Annotated in this window: 20 protein-coding genes; 9 read left to right on the top strand and 11 right to left on the bottom strand. The window is 64.3% G+C overall.

Annotated elements, in window-relative coordinates; translation table 11 throughout:
• Nucleotides 1-62 precede the first annotated feature (62 nt).
• The 4 genes from leuS to DWB23_RS18345 form a co-directional block, all read right to left on the bottom strand.
• Complete coding sequence (gene leuS / locus DWB23_RS18360) at nt 63-2,768, bottom strand: leucine--tRNA ligase (RefSeq protein ID WP_121744214.1); 2,706 nt, start codon at nt 2,766-2,768, stop codon at nt 63-65.
• Nucleotides 2,769-2,898: 130 nt separating this feature from the next.
• Nucleotides 2,899-3,699: a hypothetical protein gene (locus DWB23_RS18355; RefSeq protein WP_121744213.1), complete on the bottom strand. Its 801-nt coding sequence runs from the start codon at nt 3,697-3,699 to the stop codon at nt 2,899-2,901.
• 195 nt (nt 3,700-3,894) lie between these two features.
• A complete protein-coding gene (locus DWB23_RS18350) occupies nt 3,895-4,314 on the bottom strand; it encodes an Hsp20/alpha crystallin family protein (RefSeq protein ID WP_121744212.1) in 420 nt (139 codons plus the stop codon).
• 61 nt (nt 4,315-4,375) lie between these two features.
• Nucleotides 4,376-4,834, bottom strand: a complete 459-nt coding sequence (locus DWB23_RS18345) for a peroxiredoxin (RefSeq protein ID WP_121744211.1) — start codon at nt 4,832-4,834, stop codon at nt 4,376-4,378.
• Nucleotides 4,835-5,352: 518 nt separating this feature from the next.
• Here DWB23_RS18345 and DWB23_RS18340 point away from each other — a divergent pair.
• On the top strand, nt 5,353-7,023 hold the full coding sequence (locus DWB23_RS18340; protein ID WP_121744210.1) for a right-handed parallel beta-helix repeat-containing protein: 1,671 nt from the start codon (nt 5,353-5,355) through the stop codon (nt 7,021-7,023).
• 121 nt (nt 7,024-7,144) lie between these two features.
• Here DWB23_RS18340 and pheA read toward each other — a convergent pair whose 3' ends face one another.
• Nucleotides 7,145-7,957 carry a prephenate dehydratase gene (gene pheA / locus DWB23_RS18335; protein ID WP_121744209.1) on the bottom strand — a complete coding sequence of 271 codons (813 nt, stop codon included), beginning with the start codon at nt 7,955-7,957 and terminating at the stop codon, nt 7,145-7,147.
• Nucleotides 7,958-8,106: 149 nt separating this feature from the next.
• A complete protein-coding gene (locus DWB23_RS18330) occupies nt 8,107-8,472 on the bottom strand; it encodes a group I truncated hemoglobin (RefSeq protein ID WP_121744208.1) in 366 nt (121 codons plus the stop codon).
• 155 nt (nt 8,473-8,627) lie between these two features.
• Between DWB23_RS18330 and hemC the strand changes: the two genes are divergently transcribed.
• The 5 genes from hemC (at nt 8,628) to DWB23_RS18305 (ending at nt 13,398) form a co-directional block, all read left to right on the top strand.
• The gene (gene hemC / locus DWB23_RS18325; protein ID WP_121744340.1) at nt 8,628-9,761 is read left to right on the top strand and encodes a hydroxymethylbilane synthase; all 1,134 of its coding nucleotides are present in this window, start codon (nt 8,628-8,630) and stop codon (nt 9,759-9,761) included.
• Nucleotides 9,762-10,574, top strand: coding sequence for a uroporphyrinogen-III C-methyltransferase (gene cobA / locus DWB23_RS18320; protein WP_394341757.1), 813 nt, complete (start codon nt 9,762-9,764; stop codon nt 10,572-10,574).
• A 12-nt stretch (nt 10,575-10,586) separates the two neighbouring features.
• Nucleotides 10,587-11,330, top strand: a complete 744-nt coding sequence (locus DWB23_RS18315; protein WP_121744207.1) for a uroporphyrinogen-III synthase — start codon at nt 10,587-10,589, stop codon at nt 11,328-11,330.
• A 110-nt stretch (nt 11,331-11,440) separates the two neighbouring features.
• The gene (locus tag DWB23_RS18310; RefSeq protein ID WP_121744206.1) at nt 11,441-11,806 is read left to right on the top strand and encodes a hypothetical protein; all 366 of its coding nucleotides are present in this window, start codon (nt 11,441-11,443) and stop codon (nt 11,804-11,806) included.
• A gap of 77 nt (nt 11,807-11,883) precedes the next feature.
• Nucleotides 11,884-13,398, top strand: a complete 1,515-nt coding sequence (locus DWB23_RS18305) for a single-stranded-DNA-specific exonuclease RecJ (RefSeq protein WP_121744205.1) — start codon at nt 11,884-11,886, stop codon at nt 13,396-13,398.
• Here the strand turns inward: DWB23_RS18305 and DWB23_RS18300 are convergent.
• Nucleotides 13,390-14,145 (bottom strand): CehA/McbA family metallohydrolase, encoded by a 756-nt coding sequence (locus DWB23_RS18300; RefSeq protein WP_121744204.1) that lies wholly within the window; start codon nt 14,143-14,145, stop codon nt 13,390-13,392. The genes DWB23_RS18305 and DWB23_RS18300 overlap by 9 nt on opposite strands.
• A gap of 305 nt (nt 14,146-14,450) precedes the next feature.
• Nucleotides 14,451-14,834, bottom strand: a complete 384-nt coding sequence (locus DWB23_RS18295; protein ID WP_121744203.1) for a hypothetical protein — start codon at nt 14,832-14,834, stop codon at nt 14,451-14,453.
• A gap of 195 nt (nt 14,835-15,029) precedes the next feature.
• Here DWB23_RS18295 and DWB23_RS18290 point away from each other — a divergent pair, with 195 nt between their 5' ends.
• Nucleotides 15,030-15,347 carry a DUF5783 family protein gene (locus tag DWB23_RS18290; RefSeq protein ID WP_121744202.1) on the top strand — a complete coding sequence of 106 codons (318 nt, stop codon included), beginning with the start codon at nt 15,030-15,032 and terminating at the stop codon, nt 15,345-15,347.
• Between the two features lie 85 nt (nt 15,348-15,432).
• The gene (locus DWB23_RS18285) at nt 15,433-15,801 is read left to right on the top strand and encodes a NifU family protein (protein ID WP_121744201.1); all 369 of its coding nucleotides are present in this window, start codon (nt 15,433-15,435) and stop codon (nt 15,799-15,801) included.
• An 84-nt stretch (nt 15,802-15,885) separates the two neighbouring features.
• Here DWB23_RS18285 and DWB23_RS18280 read toward each other — a convergent pair whose 3' ends face one another.
• Together DWB23_RS18280 and DWB23_RS18275 are read right to left on the bottom strand one after the other, a co-directional pair.
• Nucleotides 15,886-16,791, bottom strand: a complete 906-nt coding sequence (locus DWB23_RS18280) for a ketopantoate reductase family protein (protein WP_121744200.1) — start codon at nt 16,789-16,791, stop codon at nt 15,886-15,888.
• A 45-nt stretch (nt 16,792-16,836) separates the two neighbouring features.
• Nucleotides 16,837-17,136 (bottom strand): PRC-barrel domain-containing protein, encoded by a 300-nt coding sequence (locus DWB23_RS18275; protein WP_121744199.1) that lies wholly within the window; start codon nt 17,134-17,136, stop codon nt 16,837-16,839.
• Nucleotides 17,137-17,586: 450 nt separating this feature from the next.
• Here DWB23_RS18275 and DWB23_RS18270 point away from each other — a divergent pair, with 450 nt between their 5' ends.
• Nucleotides 17,587-18,495, top strand: coding sequence for an alpha/beta fold hydrolase (locus tag DWB23_RS18270; protein WP_121744198.1), 909 nt, complete (start codon nt 17,587-17,589; stop codon nt 18,493-18,495).
• A gap of 302 nt (nt 18,496-18,797) precedes the next feature.
• On the opposite strand, the gene DWB23_RS18265 is transcribed toward DWB23_RS18270, so the two are convergent.
• Complete coding sequence (locus DWB23_RS18265; RefSeq protein ID WP_121744197.1) at nt 18,798-22,436, bottom strand: DNA polymerase II large subunit; 3,639 nt, start codon at nt 22,434-22,436, stop codon at nt 18,798-18,800.

The raw sequence follows: 22,436 nt of genomic DNA, 5'->3' as shown, positions 1-22,436 counted from the left end.
TTCGGTGGACGTTCTTGATGCCGAGCGGCCGCCTCGAGTCGTCACAGCCTCACCGGCGGTGATCAGTCGTCGATCTCGATCGCCGGTCGGCCGGGTTGGGCGTTTTTGAGGACGCTCTCGTCGACGTCGGTGGCGCGAACGACGTCGACCGGCGCGTCGAACTCGCGCTCGATGAGCCACGCGGCGGACTCGAGCGCCGCGTGCTCGTCGTCCGGTGAGAGCGTCATCGACAGCGCCTCGCGTTCGGCCTGGAGGTCCTGCCCGTAGCTGGCCGCGGCGTCGCCTCGCTCGCGGATTTCGGGCTGTTGCATGAGTTCGCCGATCAGGTTGTCGGCGTCGCTCTCGATCGCGATCTCGAGGGCGTCGTACTTCCACTCGGGGGCGATGACGACGTCGATCGCCGTCGGGTCCTCGATGCCGGCCACGTCGACGATCTGGCGGATGTCCTCGCGCGTGTTCTCGACCAGCCGTCGGCGTTTGGCGACGTAATCGCGGTCGACCTGCGCGGTCGGCCAGTCGGCGTCGACGACGAACCCGTCGCCGCCCAGCGCACTGTATAGTTCCTCGGCGAGGTGTGGTGCGACCGGCGCGAGCAGGCGAACGACGGCCGATAGCCCGCGCTCGCACGTGTCGGCGTGTGGCTCGGTGTAGTCGGCGTACTGACGGAGCGTCCGGACCAGATCCTGCGTTTCCCGGAGCGCTCGGTTGAACGTCAGGTCGTCGTACTCGCCGGTGGCGATGGCGATCGTCGCGTCGATCTCGGCGTCGACGTAGCTCGCGACGGCATCGTCGTCGCCGTCGGGTTCGCTCTCGACGAACTCGTCGACCAGCGTTTTCAGCCGCGCCAGGAACGCGTTCGTCGATCTGACGCCTTCCTCGCTCCAGTCGAAGTCCCGTTCGGGCTGGGCGGCTTGCATCATGAACAGCCGCGCGGTGTCAGCACCGTACTCCTCGACGATCCGCTGGGGCGAAACCGTGTTCCCCTTCGACTTGGACATCTTCTCGCCCTCGAGTTGGACCATCCCCTGAGCCAGCAGGTTGGTGAAGGGTTCGCGGTGTGCGAGCCCCTCGGTGTCCGCCAGCACCTTCGTGAAGAAGCGCGAGTAGAGCAGGTGCATCACGGCGTGTTCGATGCCGCCGACGTACTGATCGACGGGCATCCAGTCGTTGGCCCGTTCCAGGTCGAACGGAGCCTCCTCGAGATCCGGCGAAACGTAACGCAGGAAGTACCACGAGGAATCGACGAAGGTGTCCATCGTGTCCGTCTCGCGGGTGGCGTCGCCGCCACACTCCGGACAATCGGTCCGCTTCCACTCCTCGGCGGCGTCCAGCGGGTTGCCGGTGGTGTTGATGAACGCCGGCAGTTCGACGGGCAGGTCCTCGTCCGGGACCATCACGGGGCCGCAGTCCTCGCAGTGGATGACCGGAATCGGCGTGCCCCAGTAGCGCTGGCGCGAGATCCCCCAGTCGCGAAGCTGGTACTGGGTCGCCTCCTCGGCGCTGTCGATGTCCGCCGTGAGTCGTTCGCGAGCCGTCTCGCTCTCGAGGCCCGAATACTCGCCGGAGTTGACGAGGATTCCGTCGTCGGTAAAGGCCTCCTCGCTGACGTCCGGCGCGTCGGGAACCGTCTCGCCGTCCCACTCGTCCGGCTTCGGCGTGATGACCGGTTTGATCTCCTCGCCCATCTTCTCAGCGAAGGCGTGGTCGCGCTCGTCGTGGCCCGGCACGGCCATCAGCGCACCCGTCCCCACGTCCGAGAGGACGAAGTCGGCGACGTAGACCGGGATCTCCTCGCCCGTGACGGGGTTCGTCGCGGTCAGGCCCGTCGCGACGCCGTTGGGTTCGTCGCCCTCGGGATCGGCCTCGTGTTCGACGAACTGGTGAACCTCGTCGTTCTCCGCGGCCAGCTCCTCGCTGATCGGGTGGTCCGGCGCGAGCGCGAAGAAGGTCGCGCCGTGGATGGTGTCGACGCGGGTGGTGAAGGCCTCGACAGCGCCGTGCTCACGCGGCTCGCTCTGCTCGCCGCGTCCGTCCGAGGCGCTACGCGCCTCGCTGATCTCGAACTCGAGTTCCGTCCCGAACTGCCGGCCGATCCAGTTGCGCTGCATCTGACGCACCGAGTTCGGCCAGCCCTCGAGGCCGTCGATCGCGTCCAACAGCTCGTCCGCGTACTCGGTGATCCGGAGGAACCACTGCTCGAGTTCGCGCTGCTCGACGGGTGTGCCACAGCGCCAGCAGAGTTCGGCCTCGCCCTCGACCTGTTCGTCGGCGAGGACGGTCTCGCACTCGGGACACCAGTTGACCTCGGCGTCGCGGCGCTCGACCAGTCCTTCCTCGTGGAACCGCGAGAAGAGCCACTGATTCCACTGGTAGTACTCGGGCGTGCAGGTGGCGATCTCGCGATCCCAGTCGTAGCCAAAGCCCATCGCGGTCATCTGGTCGCGCATCGTGTCGATGCAGTCGAGCGTCCAGTCCCGCGGGTTGGTGTCGCGCTCCTTCGCCGCGTTTTCGGCGGGGAGGCCGAAGGCGTCCCAGCCCATCGGGTGAAGCACCTCGTCGCCCATCATCCGCCGGTAGCGAGCGTACGCGTCCGTAATCGTGTAGTTCCGGACGTGGCCCATGTGGAGTTTACCCGACGGATAGGGGTACATCCCGAGGACGTACGTCGGATCCTCGACGTCGTCGGACGTCCGATAGGCGTCCTCGTCGTCCCACGCCTCTTGCCAGCGCCGTTCGACCGTCGCGTGGTCGTATCCCGCGTCGCTCATTTGCTTATATACTTCTAGGATGGGACGCCGTCCTATACCTTTCCATACCGTAGCCCACCGGGTCGTCGAAGGCCCCAGCGACGGCCAAACCAACGCTTACGGCGGACCCGCGCCGACTCGAGACGCGAACTCAGAGGACACCGAGGATCGCGACGATCAGGCCGAGACCGACGAGTATCCCGCCGGCAACCCTTCGGAGGCGGACCTCCGAGCGAACCCGTTCTCGTTGCTCCTCGAGGGATCCGGCCGCGATCACGAGCGGCGTCTCGTCGGTCCCTCGCAGGACGTATCCGTCGGACGCCTCGGTCAGTTCGCCCCGAACGACCAGTTCGTCGCCGTCCCGGACGACGGTGGCCTGATACTTGTCCGGCATGGTGGTCTCTCCGCCGACGTTTACGGTAAACTCCAGGTCGCTGACGATGCCGTCCTCGTCCGCCAACCCCGTCCGCTCGAGAAAGCGATTGACCGGGCCGAGGTCGCCGAGGTAGGATTCGGTCGCGGGGTCGCCGAGAAACAGCCCCGACGAATCGAAGGGGTCGTCGCCCTCCTGAACTGTCAGCGTCGTCGCGTCCACGCGGACGCGGTCCCAGCTGTGATCGACGGCGAACTCGCCGACCGCGAGTTCGGCCTCGTCGGTCCGCCACCGGGTGCCGTTCCCTGCGGTCTCCTTCTGGCGCACCCGCCACGTCCAGAGGGCAGCCGAGTCGCCCCCGCTCGAATCCGGGCCGGTCCGCGTCGGCGACGCCGGCTCGAGGACGGAGACCGGGCCGCTGATCGTCGCCTCGCCGCCCGGCTCGACCGGCTCGTCGCCCGCCGACGCGAGTTCGCCGATCGTCTCGTGTCGACCGTCGAGTTCGTTGGCTCGAGACAGAACGATACCACCGAACAGGAGAAAGGCCCCGGCGAAGACGAGTGCCATCACGTGGACCATAAGCGGCAAGTTGTCATCGAGGTACAATAATTATCCGAAAATATCCAGTCGCGGTGACGGTCCGATCGGTGATCGAGTGGACGCTGCCGGCGCTTTCGCGACACCGCCTTCGCACGGATACCCCACCTCGTTCGGCCGATCTACCGGCCGCCGCCGGAACCGAAACCCGGGGGCCTCGAAGAGCGTCAGCGTCGACTACTCGATGTCGATCCGGCGCGACTCCTCCTCGTTTGACACCTTCGGCAGCCGAACCGTCAGGATGCCGTCCTGGTAGCCGGCCGACACCTCGTCCTCCTCGACCGGTTCGGGCAGTCGGATTCGGCGGTTCGCCGATGTTCGGGTTCGCTCGCGGCGAAGGTAGCGCCCCTCCGCGGTCTTCTCCTCGTCCTCGCGGCTGGCCTCGAGGCGCAGCGTTCCCTCGGAGAGAGTGAGTTCGATGTCGTCGATCTCGTAGCCGGGCAGGTCCGCCGTCACGTGATACTCGTCACCCGTATCGACGACGTCCACTGGAACCGAGCCCGGAACCTGAAGGCCGCCGCTGGTCATCCCCTCCTCGATCTGCTGGTTGAGGCGGTCGAGCATCGCTTCGATGTCTTCGAACGGGTTTCGTCGCATGCTCGAGGGTACGGCGTCGACCGGGATAAATTCTGCCCGCGACTCGAGGTCAGAAGATCGACTACTCGGGCAGCGTTACCAGTCCATCGTCGAGCGCGTCGAGCAACACGCCGCGCGCGTGGCCGTCGGGGTCGACGTTCTCGTAGACGGCCTTCACGTCGCCGTCGGCGAGAAGAAAGGTCGTCCGCGTGGTCACGCCGCTGTCTCGTAGTTCGACGTCGAACGCCTCGGCGAGTTCGCCGTCGGGATCCGCGAGCAGGTCGAACTCGAGGCCTTCCGACTCGCAGAACGAGTCGTGGGAGTCGACGTCGTCCCTCGAGACGCCGTAAACTTCGACGCCGGCATCCCGATAGCTCTCGCGCTCGCGCTGGAACTGGGAGGCCTCGATCGTACAACCGGGCGTATCGTCTTTCGGATAGAAGTAGACGACGGTCGGGTCGTCGAACTCGAGCGTCACGTCCTCGCCGTCCTGATTGGCTGCGGTCACGGTCGGAGCGTCGTCGCCTTCCTCGAGCGTCATACGCGAGGCTACCGCGGGGACGCGGAAAATCGTTTGCGGTACGAGGTGGTCGACAAGCACACGTCGTTCGGTCGGGAGAAGCGAAGTAACACGCTGGTTCGTGGGTGATCCGGACACGGTCGCGAAAGCGTACTGAATACGGCAGCCGCTGAAAGTCAAGGCACACCCGATCGCACGATGACTGTGCGATCGGTGTGTAGACCGTTTCAGTCGTTACGATAGGAGAGCCCGTGGGAAGTTCGTGTTTCGAAGGAGAAGTGTAAAAATGAATTAGTATCTATCTTAAAACCCATCTATTGTATCATTTATATTTTATTTCAATAATTGGCCTTCAAGAATGATTCACGCAGGATAGTGAGAAAATAGAGACTGTTCTAGTAGAATACAAAAGGAACAGATAGTGAAAAAACGTCTTAAAATATAGGTACCGTTTATCCCGGTTTCGGAGGGTAGAGCCGCTGACATGAATATTACTTCTGAGATAATAAAAACATTAGTGACTATCTCAGGAGAATGCAATGGTATCCGATCAAGAGAAAGATGGACCTCGCACGAATGAACACGGAACGTCGCGGCGATCGTTCGTCGGCGCACTAGCCGTCTCGGGTGTGAGCGGCGGTATTGTCGGGCGGTCTTCACGCGGCCTGAAGGGGTCGAACGAAGCGGCGAGTACCCAGGGTCCGTGGCAGGGGATCGACCTGTCCGATTCGGGAACGAACGTCACCAACGATCTTTCCCACCTCGATCTCGGCCAGTCGCTCGCTGCAACCGAACTCGAGGGCGACAATAGTTTTCGGGTCGACCTCGATGTCGAGAGCCCGAACCCGAACATCGTCAACGTTCGAACTGATCTGGGAGTGGAATCCAATGAAGACGATCTCTGGGTAGCGATCTACGACCACTACCAGTCGTTCAGCCCCAGCAATCGAAACCACATGTACGTGGTTCCGCCGGGGACGTGGCTCGTCGAAACGAACAACATTCACCTCGAGGCTCACGAATTCTTCGGCATCTCCGGGAACCCGTCCGCCACGTTACGAGTCAACGACCAGGACGTCGACCGCCTGATGACCGTGGGGACGACCGACGATACGCCCCCGAATGCACAACGGACCGTGATGCAGGACCTCGCGGTCGACATCCGCGGCGACTACGACGCCGGCATCGGTCGGTGGTACACCTACAGATTCGGCCTCATCGAGCGGATCACGATGCTCGGCACGCGGAACAGACTCCACCCGGAGTACGGCGGCGACCGGCACACGATCATGGTGGACGGAATCAAGTCGACGTCGACGAACCTCATCAGAGGATGCGACCTCAACAACTGGGACGTACGGCACGACGCTCCGCAGGTCGGTCATGCGGTCGCATACAGCTCGGAACCCAGCCACGTCGGGTTGAACGTGTGGGAGGGCTGTCAGGTGACCGGCTACACGGACAACGGATTCTATATGTCGACCAGCAACGGTCGAAACCTCATTAGCGGCTGTACGGCCGTCAACTGTGCCGGCGCGGGCATTCGAATCGGTGACAACGACATGGTCCGCAACTGCAAGATCATCATGCGGGAAGAGCCCGCACATTCGTGGAGCGGACTGTGGCTCGAAAACGGCGGCGGACAAGTGGTCGAGAAGCTCTACATCCGCAACCTCATTCAAAAACCGACCGAGATTATTCGCTGTACGCAGAGCGGACAGGCACAGCTCAAAAACGTCCACATCAACGACGATGGGGGCAACGGTCGGACTATCCGAGTGAACGACAACGACGATAGCCAGACCACCTTCAGTTCGTGTACCATCACGGACAGATCGAGTCCAACGACGTCCGATTACGGGGTATACGTGCAGTCGTCGAACGTTCAATTCCGCGATTGCGATTTCGATTTCGAATCGCGGTCGGGCAACGACCGTCACGGAATATTCGTCAACGGCCGGGGCGAGAACGTCGATACTCTCGGTATCGCCAACTGCAGCGTCGACGCGGATGGCGCGAGCTTACGGTTCGCCGATAGCGGAGAAAAACACCACGTCCAAAACTCGATTTTCGAGGCGCTCGTGATGAGCGACGCCGACGCATCGCTCACGGACGTGTTGTGGCTCGGGAATCACCACGAAGGTGACACGGTTTTCCACGGGGCACGAGAGAACTGGAAGGGAGACTTCAACTGGGGATTCGAGGTGTAAGGAGCCGCAGTCGACGCCATAGTTGAGAACGTCGGTTCTCTACGTGGCGGAGTACGCACTTGTAATATGAGCGCCCAAACGTCGACCCCTCTACGCCTCAGCTGATCGTTTTCGCCGGTCTTTACCCGACGACGTGTTCGGTATCGTACGACCCCAGCCGACGGACCCACCCCTTCTCGGCTAACTCCTCGAGGTCCGCGATCGCCTCGTTCGTCCGCGCTTCGTAGAGTCCGGCCTCGATATCGATGTGGAAGACGTAGTCGCCGAGGCGCTGCCCGCTGGGGCGGGATTCGACGCGGGTCAGGTTGATCTCCCGCTCGGCGAAGGGCTCGAGGAGTTCGAGCAGCAAGCCGGGATAGTTCGCGTTCGGGTAGACGACGAGCGTGGACTTGCCGCCGCCCTTCGAGCGCTCCTCGGCGGGCGCGAGCGCGAAGAATCGCGTCGCGTTCGAGTCCTGATCCTGGATGTCCTCGGCGAGCACCTCGAGCCCGTCGCCGCCGTTGTCGGGGTGGCCGATGCCCGCCATCGAGGCGTCGTCGCGGGCGAACTCGACACCCTGTGCGGTGCTCGCGACGGCTTCCAGGGTGGCGTTTGGAAACTCGCGCTCGAGGTAGGACCGACACTGTGCGAGCGCCTGTGAGTGGCTGGCGATCGTGTCGAACTCCGGTCCCTGAGCGAGCAAGGCGTGTCTGATCGGGGTGACGATTTCTCGGACGACGGCGACGTCGTACTCCGCGAGGGCGTCGAGACTTTCGGTGACGCTGCCCTCGATGCTGTTCTCGATCGGAATGACGCCGCGGTCGTACTCGCCGCCGGCGACGGCGTTGACGATCGACGTGACCGACTGGCGGAATTCGATCTCGTCACCGTCGGCGACCGCCGTCGCGGCTCGGTGCGAGTAGGTCCCTTCGGGACCGAGGGTAACTGTTTCCATTGCGTTGTCATACCGGGGAGGGGATCAAAAGACCGTCGGGTCCGTGTCGAACACGCGCACGGTTCGAGTCGACGTGTCGCGATCCAGAGGCCGACGGGTCGCAACCCGAGCCGGCACTTCGTGGACCGGAGCCGTCGATCGGACCCCTTCTATGCGGGTACGGTAACGATCGCGTCCTCGTACTCCCCGACCGCCGAGAGGACCGCGTCTCGGTCGGCTTCGTCGACGTCAAACTCCTCGAGGGTCGCCTCGAGGTGCGCGACGATCGCGTCGAAATCGGGTTTCGAGATACCGAGGTCGTCGTGTGCGGCCTCCATGTCCGCACCCGTGTAGTCGACGGGACCACCCGCGACCGCACTGATGAACTGCGTCTGGTGGGCGCGCTGTTTTTGCATGTCGACGTCGTCGAAGTAGTGGACAACCTGTTCGTCTGCCATCACGCGTTCGTAGAACCGGTCCACGACTGCCGCGATGGCGTCCTCGCCGCCGAGTCGATCGTAGAGCGTCTCGCTCATTCAGTCGAATGTATCGACGGGATAGATATAAAATCCGGCACGAATATGTTCTCAGCACAGCCCGCGGCACGCGTTGCACGTCGAGCGTGCGGACGCGTCTCGATCGGCGTCCGACAAGCGTGCGCTTTTCATACCCCAGGCGCTGACTCATGGCTATGAGAACGCGCGGGACGCTTCGATTGGCGACACGGGGGTCCACACTCGCTCGGCGGCAGGCCTCGCTGGTACAGGAGGCCCTGGAGAATCGACGGTACGAGGTCGAGCTCGTCACCGTCGACACGACGGGCGACCAGATCAGAGACGAGTTGATCCACCGGCTGGGAAAGACCGGCGCGTTCGTCCGCGAACTCGACGAGCGCGTCCTCGAGGGCGACCTCGACGGGGCGGTCCACTCGATGAAGGACATGCCGACGGAACAGCCCGCGGAACTGGTGACCGCCGCGGTGCCCGAACGGGGCGCGCCGGGCGACGCCCTCGTCACGCCCGACGGCTCGACGCTCGGGGAGCTCCCCGACGGAGCGACCGTCGGGACCTCGAGCCTTCGCCGACGCGCACAACTGCTTTCGGAGCGACCGGACCTCACGGTCGAGCCGCTGCGCGGGAACGTGGATACGCGACTCGAGAAGTTGCTCGCGCCCGCGTTGCAGGCGGAACACCAGGAACGGACGGAGGCGGACAAGGAGCGGAAAGGAAATGTCGGAAACGACGATTTCGAGCCCGAGTTCGGTCAGACCACGGACGAGTGGTTCGACGGGCTCTCGGAACTCGAGCGACAGGCCCTCGGCCGGGAACTCGAGACCGAGTACGACGCGATCGTGCTGGCCGAGGCCGGCCTCGAGCGCAGCGGCCTCGCACACTACGTCGACTACCGGAAGCTGTCGACGTCGACGTTCGTCCCGGCACCGGGCCAGGGAGCGCTCGCGGTGACCGCGACCGACGGCGAGACGGCCCGCGAGATTCAGTCGGTGGTCGACCATCCGCGCAGTCGCGTCGAGACGACGGTCGAACGGACCATCCTCGCGGAACTCGGCGGCGGCTGTATCGCGCCGGTCGGAATCTACGCGATCCTTCAGGGGGAGTACGTCCACGCCACCGTCAGCGTCTTCGACCGCGACGGCGAGGAGTCGGTGGCCGGCAGCCAAAACCTGCCGGTCGAGACGCACGCCGAGGCAGCCCGCGAGTTCGCCCGGGATCTGGCGGACCGCGGCGCGGCGGAACTAATCAAACGGGCCCGAAACGCGACCGGCGAGGACGACATCTCCGAAGAGGAGAAGCCGGAGGGGAAGTAGATGACGGCGGGGGACGTGTCGGCAGATGCCACCGACGTCGATCCCGGCACCGTCTACCTCGTCGGTAGCGGTCCCGGCGACCCGGACCTGCTGACCGTCAGGGCACGCCGACTGCTCGAGGAGAGCGACGTCGTCCTCCACGACAAGCTTCCGGGACCGAAAATAATCGAGATGCTCCCCGAAGACCGACGCGAGGACGTCGGCAAGCGCGCCGGCGGAGAGCGCACGCCCCAGTCGGAGATCAACGAGCGACTGGTCGAACTCGCCCGCGAGGGCAAATCGGTCGTTCGGCTCAAGGGCGGCGACTCGTTCGTCTTCGGCCGCGGCGGCGAGGAAGCCGAGTACCTCGCAGCCCACGAGGTGCCGTTCGAGGTCGTCCCCGGCGTCACCTCGGCCATCGCGGCCCCCGCCGTGGCCGGCGTTCCGGTCACGCACCGCGATCACGCCTCCTCCGTCTCCTTCGTCACGGGTCACGAGGACCCGACCAAGGCGGAGTCCGCGATCGACTGGGCCGCACTGGCGAAAACGGGCGGCACCATCGTCGTGCTGATGGGCGTCGGTCGGCTCCCCGACTACACGAAAGCGCTGCGGGAGGCCGGTATGGATCCCGAGACGCCGGTCGCACTCGTCGAACGCGGTACGTGGCCCGGCCAGCGGGTTGCGACGGGCACCTTAGAGACCATCGTCGACGCTCGGGACGAACGGGACATCTCGCCGCCAGCAGTGACGGTGATCGGTGACGTCGCCGGCAGCCGCGAGCTGGTCGTCGACTTCCTCCGGAACGATTACGGCCCGGCGGCCGAGGGTGCCTAACGGGAGGAGACGATGAGTGACACACCCACCGTCGCCGTGTTCCGGCCCGACGACGATCGATCCGCCGACTCCGTCGCGTTGCTCGAGGAACTCGGGGCCGACCCCGTTCCAGATCCGATGCTGGCCGTCGAAGCGACCGACGCGACGCCGCGAACCGACGCCGAGTACGTTATTTTGACGAGCAAGACCGGCGCGGAACTCGTCTCGGACGCGGGCTGGGACCCCGGCGAAACGACCGTCTGTGCGATCGGTTCCGCGACGGCCGACGCGCTTCGCGACGAGGGGTACGCGGTCGATATCGTCCCCGAACAGTTCACCTCGAGTGGGCTCGTCGCCAGACTCGAGGGGGAAGTAGACGGCGCACGCGTGGAAGTCGCCCGCAGCGACCACGGGAGCGAGGTGTTGCTCGATGGGCTCGAGGCCGCGGGCGCGTACGTACACGAGACGATCCTCTATCGGCTGGTTCGACCCGAGGGCACCGGCGAGTCGGCCGAGTTCGCCGCCGCCGGCGAACTCGAGGCCGTCTGTTTCACCTCCTCGCTGACCGTCGAACATTTCCTCGAGGCCGCAGCCGAGCGAGGGCTGCGCGAGGCGGCGCTCGAGGGGCTCGCCGAGGCTACCGTCGGCGTGATCGGTTCCCCGACGGCCGAGACCGCCGAATCGATGGAGATCGACGTCGACGTGGTCCCCGACGAAGCCACGTTCGACGCGCTCGCGCGGGCGACGCTCGAGGCGGTTCGGACGACCCCGAAGTAGGGTGGTTTTCGAGGAGAGTGAAACCGGACTAGAGGCGTGTGTACGCCTGTCATAACCGGATTTCGCAAGCTTAACATCTACTCTGACTCGCGGCCAAGTCTGTACTAGCCATGACAGTAGAAGCGTCTCCGTTGCGCAAACTGGACCCGCCGGAATCCGCCGGATTACGGCTCACGTTTCTCGTACTCTGGGGTATCGACGCGGTTGCCGCCACGCTGTTCTTTCTGGTTCCGTATGCGACGGAGCTCAATCCGGTTACCGTCTTCTTCTACGAACTGATCGGGCTGCCGGGCGTCGCTTTCGCCGCGATCTGTTACGCCGCGATCGTGGTCGTGATCGGTCACGTTCTCTCCGATCCGATGGACGTTCGGTTCGTCAGTATCGTCGTGATACTGTACGTCGGATTCGTCGCGAACAACCTTCTCCTGCTCCTCTACCGCCAACCGCTGCCGGAACTCCTGGGAATCTGGGGGTGAGCCGACGCGAGCGACCGAACCGATCGCCGTGAGCTAGACCGCACCTTTATGACTGAAGGCGGCCCAACGACACCTCGATGGCTGGTCCGATCCCCGATCTCGAAGACCGTGCAACTCGCTGTGCACAGCGGCTGTGTGCGGCCGACCGCGTACTGCTGGCCTCCCATATCGACGCCGACGGTCTCACCAGCGCCGCGATCGCCGCCCAGGCGCTCGAGCGCGCGAAGATTCCCTTCGAGGCGGTCTTCGAGAAGCAACTCGACGAGACGGCGGTCGCCGATATCGCCGCGACCGACTACGACACCGTCCTCTTTACCGACTTCGGGAGCGGCCAACTCGACGTGATCGGTGATCACGAGGACGCGGGCGAGTTCACGCCCGTCATCGCGGACCACCACCAGCCCGCCGACCGCGAGACCGAGTTCCACCTCAACCCCCTCCTGTTCGGGATCAACGGCGCCTCCGAACTGTCGGGTGCCGGCGCGAGTTACGTCCTCGCGCGGGCGCTTGCGGACGTTTCGGACCGCCACGCGGATGCGGACCAGGCAGTCGCAACCGACGGCGGCGCCGGCGCAACTGCTGCGACCAGCGCTCGCCCCGACAATCGCGACCTCGCCGCGCTCGCCGTCGTCGGTGCCGTCGGCGACATGCAAGCCTCCGGCGGCGAACTCCGCGGCGCGAACGCGAAGATCGTCGCCGAAGGGGTCGAGGCGGGCGTCCTCGAGACCGGCAAAGACCTCGCACTCTACGGCAAACAGACCCGTCCGCTGCCGAAACTGCTCGAGTACGCTACGGACGTCCACATTCCCGGCATCTCGAACGATCAGCAGGGGGCGCTACGATTCCTCGACGGACTCGATCTCGAGTTGAAAGCGGACGGCGAGTGGCGTCGGTGGTCCGGCCTCACGAACGACGAGAAACAGACCGTCGCCAGCGCGCTCGTCAAGCGGGCCGTCTCGAGTGGCGTTCCCGCGAAGAAGATCGACCAACTCGTCAGCACCGCCTACGTGCTTCCCGAAGAACCCGTCGGCACCGAACTCCGAGACGCCAGCGAGTTTTCGACGCTGCTCAACGCGACCGCCCGTTACGAACGCGCCGACGTCGGCCTCGGCGTCTGCCTCGGGGATCGAGAGGGTGCGCTCGAGCGCGCCAGGAAGCTCCTCCGAACCCACCGGCGCAATCTCTCGGAAGGAATCGACTTCGTGACGCGGGAGGGAGTCACCCACGAGGACCATCTGCAGTGGTTTCACGCGGGCGATCGCATCCGCGAGACCATCGTCGGCATCGTCGCGGGGATGGCGATGGGGAACAAGGGAATCAGTCGATCGAAGCCGATCATCGCCTTCGCCGAGAAGAGCGCGGATTCGCGATCCGCTGACGAGGGCGACGACGCGGTCAAGATCTCGGCCCGCGGCACGCATACGCTCGTTCGGCAGGGGCTCGACCTCTCTACCGTGGTAGGGGAGGCGTCGCGAGCCGTCGGCGGCGACGGGGGCGGTCACGACGTCGCCGCCGGTGCGACGGTGCCGAAAGGCAACGAGGAGGCGTTTATCGAACGCGCGGACGAAATCGTCGGCGAGCAGCTATCCTGATCGGTCCATCGACGCCGGCACCGTCGGCACGAGCGGCGCGCGCGACGTGAGCAGATACGTCGACTTGCGAACCGCGCCCTTGGCGTACTGGACCGTGCTCTTGTGAATCGGCGTGCGCTTGCCCCGAATCTGCGTCCGTCCCTCGAGAATCGCCTCGACGAGTTCGTCGCCGTCGATATCGGCCTTCGTCGGGTTCTCGGCGTCGGGGGTGACGAGAATCTCGGTGTAGGCCTTCCCGACGTTCGGGAGGTAATGGGCGTCGCTCGCACCGATCTCGGGGTAGTCGCGACGGCGGGCGAACGTGCGGGCACGACGATTTCGGTAGCCGGTAAAGACCATGGAGTTGTAGGTCTCGATCGCGTCGGCGTCTTTGATGTGGCGTTTGCGGACGCCGTGGCGGCTTCGCTGGAAGGGGTGGGGAACGATCGCGATGCCCCCGAGTTCGCGGACGGCGTCGACCGTTTCCATGAACGGTTGGCCGGGGTCGGGTCGCTCCTCGACACCGATCGCCAGCAGGTGACCGTGACGCGTCGATACTTCGACGCCGGGAATGCCGATCAGACCGTACTTCGGGGCGAGTTCGGCGGCGCGGATCGACTCGCTGATCTCGTCGTGATCGGTGATGACGACCCCATCGAGGTCGATGTCGGCTGCGTGTTCCAAGATGAGCTCGATCGGTTCACGACCGTCGTAGGAGTCGTCCGAGTGGACGTGGAAGTCGATAGCGAAGGGAATCTGAGATATCATAGGACCATCGGGTGGCTTCCGTGATACCCCATTCGCCGACGAGAGTATAAGCGCTCCGCCAGCGCGCCGCTCGAGAGCAGCGGAGGATTCGATATCGCAGTATGAAGTTTATCGGAGCGACACTCACGACAGCCATCCGAGATCGGAGTAGGTTGTGAATACAGACACCGAGTGTTACGACCCGGTACCGAGGTTTCGGAAAGAACGATAGACGGCTCCACTCGATCGAATATCGGCTGTACGATCGGCGTGGAGTCAGTTAACGCGCGATCGCATCGACGGTTCGTAACCCGGGTTTACTCACTTCACGGGGATGGGTTGTCCGGAACGACGTCGGAAAACCGTACCCGCTCGAGAACGTCCCGTACCTCGACGGGATCCGTCGGTTCCTCGACGGACTCGTGAATGAGGTGCATACACTCGAGTAATCCGTCGGCAGCGGCCTGACGGGTCGAGACGCGGCCGATCGATTCGGTGATCGTTCGGTCTGTAAGCGAGTATCGATACCGAAGTTCCCAACAGCGGCTGAGTCCGAGTCCGGGATGAGACCGGTCAGCGGACGTCCGGTCTGCGAGGAGTTCGACCGGAGGCTGTGTATGACGGTACGAAAACGTCTCGTTACAGCAGTCAGCGAGACCCCATCCGGGAGGCAACGCTTCGCGCGGAATGGGAGGGTAATCGGGGGACATGTAGCACTTGAATGGGGTTGTCGGAGTGTCGGTTCCGCTTGCATACGCATCCTCCGTATGTAGGACACCCATACCGTATCAATTACTTGTCATCATTGGTAAAATCCGACGCGGAATAAGAAGGCAGCCGTCGCAATCGAGGGACGCGAACGACCGATCGCCCGACTTTTGTCTCCGCTCGCCGTTTCCCCGTATATGGCCGATTTCGATCCCGACAAATTCGAAGACAAGTACGCCAACTACTTTCCCGAACTCCAGCAGGCGTACAAGAACGCGTTCAACCGGATGAACGACACCTACGATTCCGAACTCGTCCACGCGATCGACCAGCAGGTGCTAAACGAGAGCGAACCCTTCTACGAGGGAAACGGCGAGTTCAGAATCGAACTGCCGGAAGAGCCCTACGAGCGACTGTCGGGCGTCGTCGTCGAAGAAGAACGATTCGAGAAGGTCCTCGAGCAACACGTCGAAGAGATCGAGACCGAACTCGAGCGCGTCTTCGGGTTCGCCTAACTAACTGACCCGTAGCGGCCGTTGGTGTCGGCAGCCGAACATGGATGACGGAAGGTTTAGGGGCTCTGATACCGAAGGGTTTCCTATGAGTACCGAGACCCAGAACGACGGGGACGACCTCGAAGACCGCGTCGCGAACTTCCTGCGACGGAACTTTCCGCAGATTCAGATGCACGGCGGCAGCGCAGCGATTCAGGACCTCGACCGCGAGACCGGTGAAGTCTCCATCGCACTCGGCGGCGCCTGCAGTGGCTGCGGTATCTCGCCGATGACGATCCAGGCGATCAAGAGCCGCATGGTCAAAGAGATTCCCGAGATCGAGAAAGTCAACGCCCACACCGGTATGGAGGGTGGCGACATGGATGGCAGCGGCGGCATGAGCCCCTCCTTCCCCGGAGAAACCGTCGATGACGACGGTACCGAAGCGGACGAAGGCCCCGAAGCCCCGTTCTGAGTCCTCGAGCGAGTCTTTTTCGTAGCGATAATCGCCCGTACCGACTGGTGCGTCCGACAGCGCACAGATCTGTTCCGCTTCCGATCAGCGCAAGTCCCGTCCTCGCTCCCACGTTCGAACGAGCGCCGTGAGAACGCCGTTCGTCGGTACCTCGATCCCCAGTTCCGCCGCCCGATCGACCACGTAGCCGTTGATCGCATCGATCTCGGTGCGCCGCTCGGCGCGAACGTCCTGGCGCATCGAGGACGTATTCGCGGCCGTATCGGCGGCGACGGACTCCAGAGCCGCCAGCGCGTCGCGGTTCGAGAGTCGGATACCGCGAGCTCGAGCGACCCGCGCCGCCTCGCCGGTCGCTTCGCGTGCGAGTTCGTTCGCCGGCCGTTGGAGGACGGCACCGTTCTCGGTCGCGGTCAACGCCGTCACGGCATTGATCCCGGCGTTAACCACGAGTTTCTCCCACAGACGGCGGGGCATATCGTCGGCGACGGTCGTCTCGAGGCCGGCCGACGCGAACAGATCGCCGACTCGATCGGCGCGCTCCGAGGGGCCACCGCCCCGCGCGCCGAGAACGATATCGCCGATGCCGGTGCACGCGACGACTCCCGGTTCCCGTAGCAGTGCTCCGTAGGAGGCGGTTCCGGCGAGAATCGGGCACTCGAGTCGGGCTGCAAGCGCTTCCTCGTTTCCCAGACCGTTCTGAAGCGAGAGGATCGTCTCGTACGAGCCCGTGGCGAGCGTTTCGGCGGCCGCCGCCGTATCGAACGATTTGACCGTGACGATGGCGAGTTCGGCCGCGAGATCCCGACCGTCGGTCGTCGTCGCCGGATAGACTCTGGCCTCGAGTTCGTCGACGATCTCGAGGCCGCGCTCTCGAACGGCCGTCGCGTGGGGGTCGCGCGCGACGAGCGTGACGTCGTGGGCGGGATCGCGTGCGAGCATCCCCCCGACGAGACTCCCGAGGCTGCCGGCTCCGAAGACGACGATATCCATGGCCCTACACGTACTGAGAGTGACGCGATCAAAGCGGTTTTCGTCCTAGTCTTCGGTCCAGTAGTAGAGGTTCTCCCGTTCGGTCCCACACGACGGGCAGGTTTCGGGCAAGTCGTCCTCGAGTGACCCCATCTCACCACACTCGAAACAGCGCCACATCAGGTGGGCCTCGCCGAACTCGTGGCCGGAGCGGACGTGTTCGACGCTCATCCCCTCGAGACCGTCGCGAAGCGTCACGTAGAACCCCTCCTCGTCGAAACCACGGATGCGACCGATTCGCTCCCCGTCCTCCGTGTAGACCGTCGTTCCGAATCCGAGACGTGGCTGGTCTTGTTCTGTGGCCATCGTACGAACTCACGCTCCGACGGGCAATAAAGGCAGTACGACCGCCGACAGCCCTGAATAACGCCACGCTGTGAAAGTCGATTCGTGTTGAAATTGGTTTCATAAACTATTATCCGCGATACAGAATGTGAGCGGCGTCGGACGAGTCGACGTGCACATGACAGTTCCAGCCATGGTAATAGAAAACAATATACATCCCCCGTATAGAGACACGGTCATGACGCTTGATCGCGCTGCTGGGGTTCCTGACGGTGTGCTTCCGGTCGAATCGCGTCGTCTCGAGTCGGTTCGAGCGCGGGGCCGACCGGTCATTGCCGATAGAAAGGCCCACAACAGGCAGGCTCAATCGGCGCACGTGCGCCCTCCAACAGCCACCACGAACGGTCGATTCGGCTATCGGTCGGCCGCCGAGACGAGCGGAGGCCATCACGGTGATGGCGTGTCTCACGCATGACCGGAACCGGCGTTGCCACCATCGGCGACTGTCGGATCGCCTACCGACGGGCGGGGACGAGCGGTCCGCCCGTCGTGCTCTGTCACGGTGCCGGGATCGACGACGCGACGGTCTCGTGGCGACACACCATCGACGCGCTCGCCGACGACTACCGCGTCTACGGGATCGACTGGCCGGAGTACGGAAACAGTACGGGGAACGTCACCCACACCATCGACACGTACGTCGACGTTCTCGAGGGGTTCCTCGAGACGCTTCCCGACGAGCGCGTCTCGCTCGCCGGCATCTCGATGGGCGGCGGCGCTGCGCTGGGCTACGCGCTCAGGAACCCCGACCGGGTCGAGCAGTTGGCGCTCGTGGACAGCTACGGACTTGGCGGCCGGCTTCCCAGCGCCCTCTCGTGGAAGCTCTTCGCGCAGGTTCCCGGCCTGACCGAGTTCGGGAAGATCGCAGCGAGCGTCAGCAACGAGACCGTCCGCATGGTCCTCGATAGTCTCGTCGCCGATTCCGCCGCGCTACCCGAACCGTTCGTCGAGGACGTCAGGCAGAAACTCATGGAACCGGGCTCGATCAAGGCGTTCAAAGCGTTCCAGCGAAACGAACTCTCCATGAACGGCCGGGTCGCGACGAACTTCGTCGACGAACTCGAGTCGCTGTTGGTCCCGACGCTGCTCGTCCACGGGAAACGGGACCCCCTGGTCCCCGTCGAGTGGTCGATCCGCGCGGCGGACCTGATTCCGGACGCCGAACTGGACCTCGTCAAAAACTGTGGCCACTGGACGCCTCGAGAGCGGCCGGAACGGTTCAACGAGAGCCTTCTCGAGTGGCTGCCGGACTATCAGCGCGTTCGGCAACCCCAGTATCCGAAGGCCCGGATTCCGGGGCTCACTCGAGCCAGCTACTGATCGGCCGTCTCTGGACCACTAGTAGTGTGGCCGGGAGCTGAGGGTCGTCGCCGTTCGCGACGACCCTCGCGACCCGGGGAAGGGCAGGCGCTTCACCGACAGTCGCCGCGAGAGAGCGCCAACGGCGCTCTCAAGCGAGGCGGCGACTGATATGAGCGAGTGCGTGGCGCAGAGCGCCACAAAAGCGAGCGAACGGGAGGATGAACGTCTTCCAGTGTTTTGATCGAAGTTTGCCGAGAGACATCACGCTCTGGGGCAACTGCGCTGCCGTCAGCGCGATAGACCGCAGTGCAAACGCCGGCTCACATGAAGTCCTCGATCCCCGATTGCTTGTTCTTGTCGTTTTCGAAGACGCTCTCGAGGGAACGCTCGAGGACCTCTAAGCGCTGTTTCGTGTACGCTCGACAGTCGTACTCGTCGGCGACCTGAATCGCCGTCTGCATGTACTTGTTCACGGACCCCTTGTGGACGGTGAGGTTGACGCGGCCGCCACACTCCCGACAGTCCCCGGTCAGGGGCATCCGCCGGAACTTCTCGCCGCAGTCGAGACAGCGGGTTTCCTGGCGGGAGAAGGCCCGCAGGTTCCCGATCAGGTCCGGCAGGAAGTGGTACTCGATGACCCGCTCGGCGACGTCGGTCTCGTCGACGGCCTCAAGTTTCCGCGAGAGCTCGAGCTGGGCGTCCATCTTGTCCATCATCGAGCCGAGCGTCTTGTACGCCGAAAGGTCCGGCCCCATCGCGATATCGGTGGTGTCGTGAGTGTGCTCGAAGCCGGTGTACTCGAGGTCGGTGCCGAGCGTTTCCTCGGCGATCTGGATCTCGACCGATTCGGGATCGGCCTGCTCGAGGGAGGCAAGGTAGAACTCGCGGGGGTACTGCGAGACGATGTCCATGTTGTGGGCCTCGTCGTCAATCTCGGAGGGATCGATTCTCGAGGACATGACGAGCGGGGCGTCCATCTTCCCTCCCCGTTGGTCTGGCAAGAAACTGGTACTAAAGTTCAAAAGACCGTCCATTAGCAGCATCACGCAATCTTCGTCCCCGTCACAATTGCGCCTCTTGGCGGCGTGAAAGTACGGATGCGCGTATCCGACCGCCGCGCTCGTGAAACCGATCACTCTCCCGACAGTCGCCGCGCTCGTGTGCGGCGCCATCCCGAAGACGAGTTCGCCGACCAACTCCTGTCGATCTTCGATCTCGTAGAACGGCTCGAGGCCGTAGTATTGCTCGAGCAGGTCGTCGATGAAGTCCGCGGTCTGCAGCATGTGCTCGGCCGCGCCGTTCGAGAGGACGATGTCCTGCACGTTGAGTTCGACGAGTTGATCCTCGTGAGTCAGCGGTTCGCCGTGCATGTCCTCCTCGTAGCCCAGCGCCTGAAGTTGGCCGACGTCGACGTCGAGCTCGCTCGCGCGGACGGCCGTGACCGGGAGGTCGGTCATGTCGTAACGGACGGTGCCGTCTTTGAACGTTGAGACGTCGTGTTTGGCCCGCAGGACGCCCTTCTCGATGGGTTCTGGCACCTTGGTCGTCGAGGTGAGCCCCTTGACGCCTTTCAGGATCTCGAAGGCGTTCTCGCGCTCGCCGACCGACTCGAGCGCGTCCCGGTACTCCTCGTGGATGTCGACCTCGCGGTTCTCGACGCAGGTGGCCTCGCGTTCGCAGTGACCGCACTCGACGCGGCCGGCTTCGTCGGGTTCGATACGGGTGTCGCAGTCGGGACAGCGGTAGTCGGGCGTCGTTCGGGTGTCACAGTCCGGACAGCGGTTCTTGAACGTCTCCGTCTCGCAGTCGGGACAGCGGTGACGGCCGATCTGGACCTCGACGACGCCGGGGGTGTCCGACATCGTTTCGGCGTGTTTGGCCGCGTCGGCGACGTTGCGCTGCGTGCCGCCGGCCTCGCCGATCGGGAACAGGGTGTGGACGGCGGGGCTCAGGTCGCGGCTCTCCGACTTCTCCGGGCGGCCCATTCGGTTACCGACCCGCGTCGGCGCGCGTTCGCGGACCGCGAAGGGGGCCACCTCGTTGACCGTCTCGATGGCGTTGTCGCCGGCCTCCTCGTGACCCCAGGTCTCGGCACGTTCGGAGAGGTCGTCTTCTGACCACGCGCGCTCGAGTTCGATGCTCGGCTGCTGGGCGTCGGGATTCAGCGTGGCTCCGTCGGTCGCCGTTTCACGGATGGTACAGCCGGTCGTTCGGACGAACGGTCGCCAGTCGTCGATCTCGATTCGGCCGTCGTCCGGACGCTGGCGGTGTTCGATGACGATGGTCTCGAGGGCCTCCCGGACGGCGTCGCTGTACTCGAGGACGAGCGTGGTACCGTCGCCGGTGGCGTCGGTATCGTGCTCGATCCGGCCGTCGGCGACCGCCTCGGCGAGTTCGCAGAAGGCGTCGACCGAGATGTCGTGCCAGAGGTAGGTGTATTCGGGGTGGAGTGGGGCGTCGTACTCCGACGCCCACTCGAGGGCCGTCGTCGCGGGCGGGAACTCCTGGTCGATCCGCGGGTCGTCTTCGATCGCCTGCGCGTCGGCCCCGGCGGCCGCGATGTCCTGAATCCACCACTCGTAGGTGTAGGAGGCGGGAGCAAGCGGGTGGTTGTTCTCTACGAACTCGCCGTAGTTGACGAGGTACTCCCCGAGATCGAGGATCTTCTCGACGCCGTTTCTGATCTCGAGGGCGTCCTCGGGGTCGTCGATCCGCCGAACGTCGCCGTTGGCCAGTTTGACGGTCGGGCCTTCGAGCGAGTCGACGGGGACGACGCCGGCGGCCTTCCCCGGCCGTTCGGTTTTGATCTGGGTTCCCGTCGCGAGGAAGTCGTCGACCAGGTGCATCGCGGCGGGGTGGACGCCGGCGGTCGCGAAGCCGTGATTTCGCGCGCGGCCGTATCGCAGTCGAAACCCGCCCTTAGCACAGGGATGAGAGAAGACCGGACGGCCGGCGATCAGATCGCGGAGGAACTTCTGTGAGGTGTCGACGCGGGGCGGGCCGCTGGAGCCGTCCGGTTCGGCAGCGTCGTCGGGGTCGTCGTCATCGTCGTCGGCGTCGTCCGTTTCGCCCTCACCGTCGGACTCGGCTTCGTCGTCGCTGCCCCCGTCAACTTCGTCGTAGTAGGTACCGTCGATCAGGTCCTGCAGCCACGGCCAGTCGATCTCGTCGAGATTGCGGGTGTAGCGCTGGATCTTCGGGGCCTTGAGCGCGATCCCTTCCGCGAGAACGAGACACATCCCGCCGCGGGCGCTGTTGGTGTCGACGCGCTCTAAGTCGCGAAATCCGGAGACCTCCTCGTCGCCGGTGGCCTCCCCGTCGAGCATGATCGGGAGGTGTTTGGCGATGAACTTGGCCTCCTTCGCTTTCGGCGTGTACTGGAGTCCGGTCTCCTTGTCGTAGAGGGCGATTTCCTCGGCGTAGCGCTCGATCTCCTCCTGTCGCGCGTTGAACTGTTCGATCCCGACGAGCGCGCGCGTGTAGTCGCCTACCAGAACCGACAGCGCCTGGGCCGTCCCGCCGGCCGAGCGGATCGGTCCGGCGTAGTAGACGTTGACGAACTCGGTGCCGTCGTCGTTCGCCAGTATTTCGACCCTGTCGATCCCCTCGATCGGCGCGGCGACGACGCCCTCGGTGAGCAAGGCGACCGCAGTGCGAACGGCTCCTTCGATCTTGCCCGCTTTCGTCTCGTAGTCGCCGACGCGACCCTCCGCGAAATCCTTCGCGAGTTCGAGGGCGGCCTCCTCGCGGGACATCTCGCCCTCGAGTTCGCGAACCCGTTCGGCGACGCCGTTGATGCCGAGGATGTTCTCGACGCGGTCGGCCATGTCCTTTGCGACCGGAATCTCGACCTCGGGTTCGGGATCCCTGCCGCGTTCCTTGGCGCGCTCGGCGACGTCGAACGCCTCGTCCAACTGGGACTCGAGTCGCTCGAAGTACCGCGTGTCTTCCTCGCGCAT

Source organism: Natronorubrum halophilum, assembly GCF_003670115.1.
Lineage (GTDB): Archaea > Halobacteriota > Halobacteria > Halobacteriales > Natrialbaceae > Natronorubrum > Natronorubrum halophilum.
Note: the sequence above shows the minus strand (reverse complement) of the source record. Positions and strands in the feature narration are given on the sequence as shown.

Bases quoted from the DNA above. Each gene is read 5' to 3' on its own strand.
- leuS (WP_121744214.1), bottom strand. From the start codon at position 2,768: ATGAGCGACGCGGGATACGACCACGCGACGGTCGAACGGCGCTGGCAA.
- DWB23_RS18305 (WP_121744205.1), top strand. From the start codon at position 11,884: ATGGCTGGTCCGATCCCCGATCTCGAAGACCGTGCAACTCGCTGTGCA.
- DWB23_RS18330 (WP_121744208.1), bottom strand. From the start codon at position 8,472: ATGAGCGAGACGCTCTACGATCGACTCGGCGGCGAGGACGCCATCGCG.
- DWB23_RS18350 (WP_121744212.1), bottom strand. From the start codon at position 4,314: ATGCGACGAAACCCGTTCGAAGACATCGAAGCGATGCTCGACCGCCTC.
- DWB23_RS18290 (WP_121744202.1), top strand. From the start codon at position 15,030: ATGGCCGATTTCGATCCCGACAAATTCGAAGACAAGTACGCCAACTAC.
- cobA (WP_394341757.1), top strand. From the start codon at position 9,762: ATGACGGCGGGGGACGTGTCGGCAGATGCCACCGACGTCGATCCCGGC.
- DWB23_RS18280 (WP_121744200.1), bottom strand. From the start codon at position 16,791: ATGGATATCGTCGTCTTCGGAGCCGGCAGCCTCGGGAGTCTCGTCGGG.
- DWB23_RS18295 (WP_121744203.1), bottom strand. From the start codon at position 14,834: ATGTCCCCCGATTACCCTCCCATTCCGCGCGAAGCGTTGCCTCCCGGA.
- DWB23_RS18345 (WP_121744211.1), bottom strand. From the start codon at position 4,834: ATGACGCTCGAGGAAGGCGACGACGCTCCGACCGTGACCGCAGCCAAT.
- DWB23_RS18310 (WP_121744206.1), top strand. From the start codon at position 11,441: ATGACAGTAGAAGCGTCTCCGTTGCGCAAACTGGACCCGCCGGAATCC.
- DWB23_RS18315 (WP_121744207.1), top strand. From the start codon at position 10,587: ATGAGTGACACACCCACCGTCGCCGTGTTCCGGCCCGACGACGATCGA.
- DWB23_RS18285 (WP_121744201.1), top strand. From the start codon at position 15,433: ATGAGTACCGAGACCCAGAACGACGGGGACGACCTCGAAGACCGCGTC.
- DWB23_RS18265 (WP_121744197.1), bottom strand. From the start codon at position 22,436: ATGCGCGAGGAAGACACGCGGTACTTCGAGCGACTCGAGTCCCAGTTG.
- DWB23_RS18300 (WP_121744204.1), bottom strand. From the start codon at position 14,145: ATGATATCTCAGATTCCCTTCGCTATCGACTTCCACGTCCACTCGGAC.
- DWB23_RS18270 (WP_121744198.1), top strand. From the start codon at position 17,587: ATGACCGGAACCGGCGTTGCCACCATCGGCGACTGTCGGATCGCCTAC.
- hemC (WP_121744340.1), top strand. From the start codon at position 8,628: ATGAGAACGCGCGGGACGCTTCGATTGGCGACACGGGGGTCCACACTC.
- DWB23_RS18275 (WP_121744199.1), bottom strand. From the start codon at position 17,136: ATGGCCACAGAACAAGACCAGCCACGTCTCGGATTCGGAACGACGGTC.
- DWB23_RS18340 (WP_121744210.1), top strand. From the start codon at position 5,353: ATGGTATCCGATCAAGAGAAAGATGGACCTCGCACGAATGAACACGGA.
- pheA (WP_121744209.1), bottom strand. From the start codon at position 7,957: ATGGAAACAGTTACCCTCGGTCCCGAAGGGACCTACTCGCACCGAGCC.
- DWB23_RS18355 (WP_121744213.1), bottom strand. From the start codon at position 3,699: ATGGTCCACGTGATGGCACTCGTCTTCGCCGGGGCCTTTCTCCTGTTC.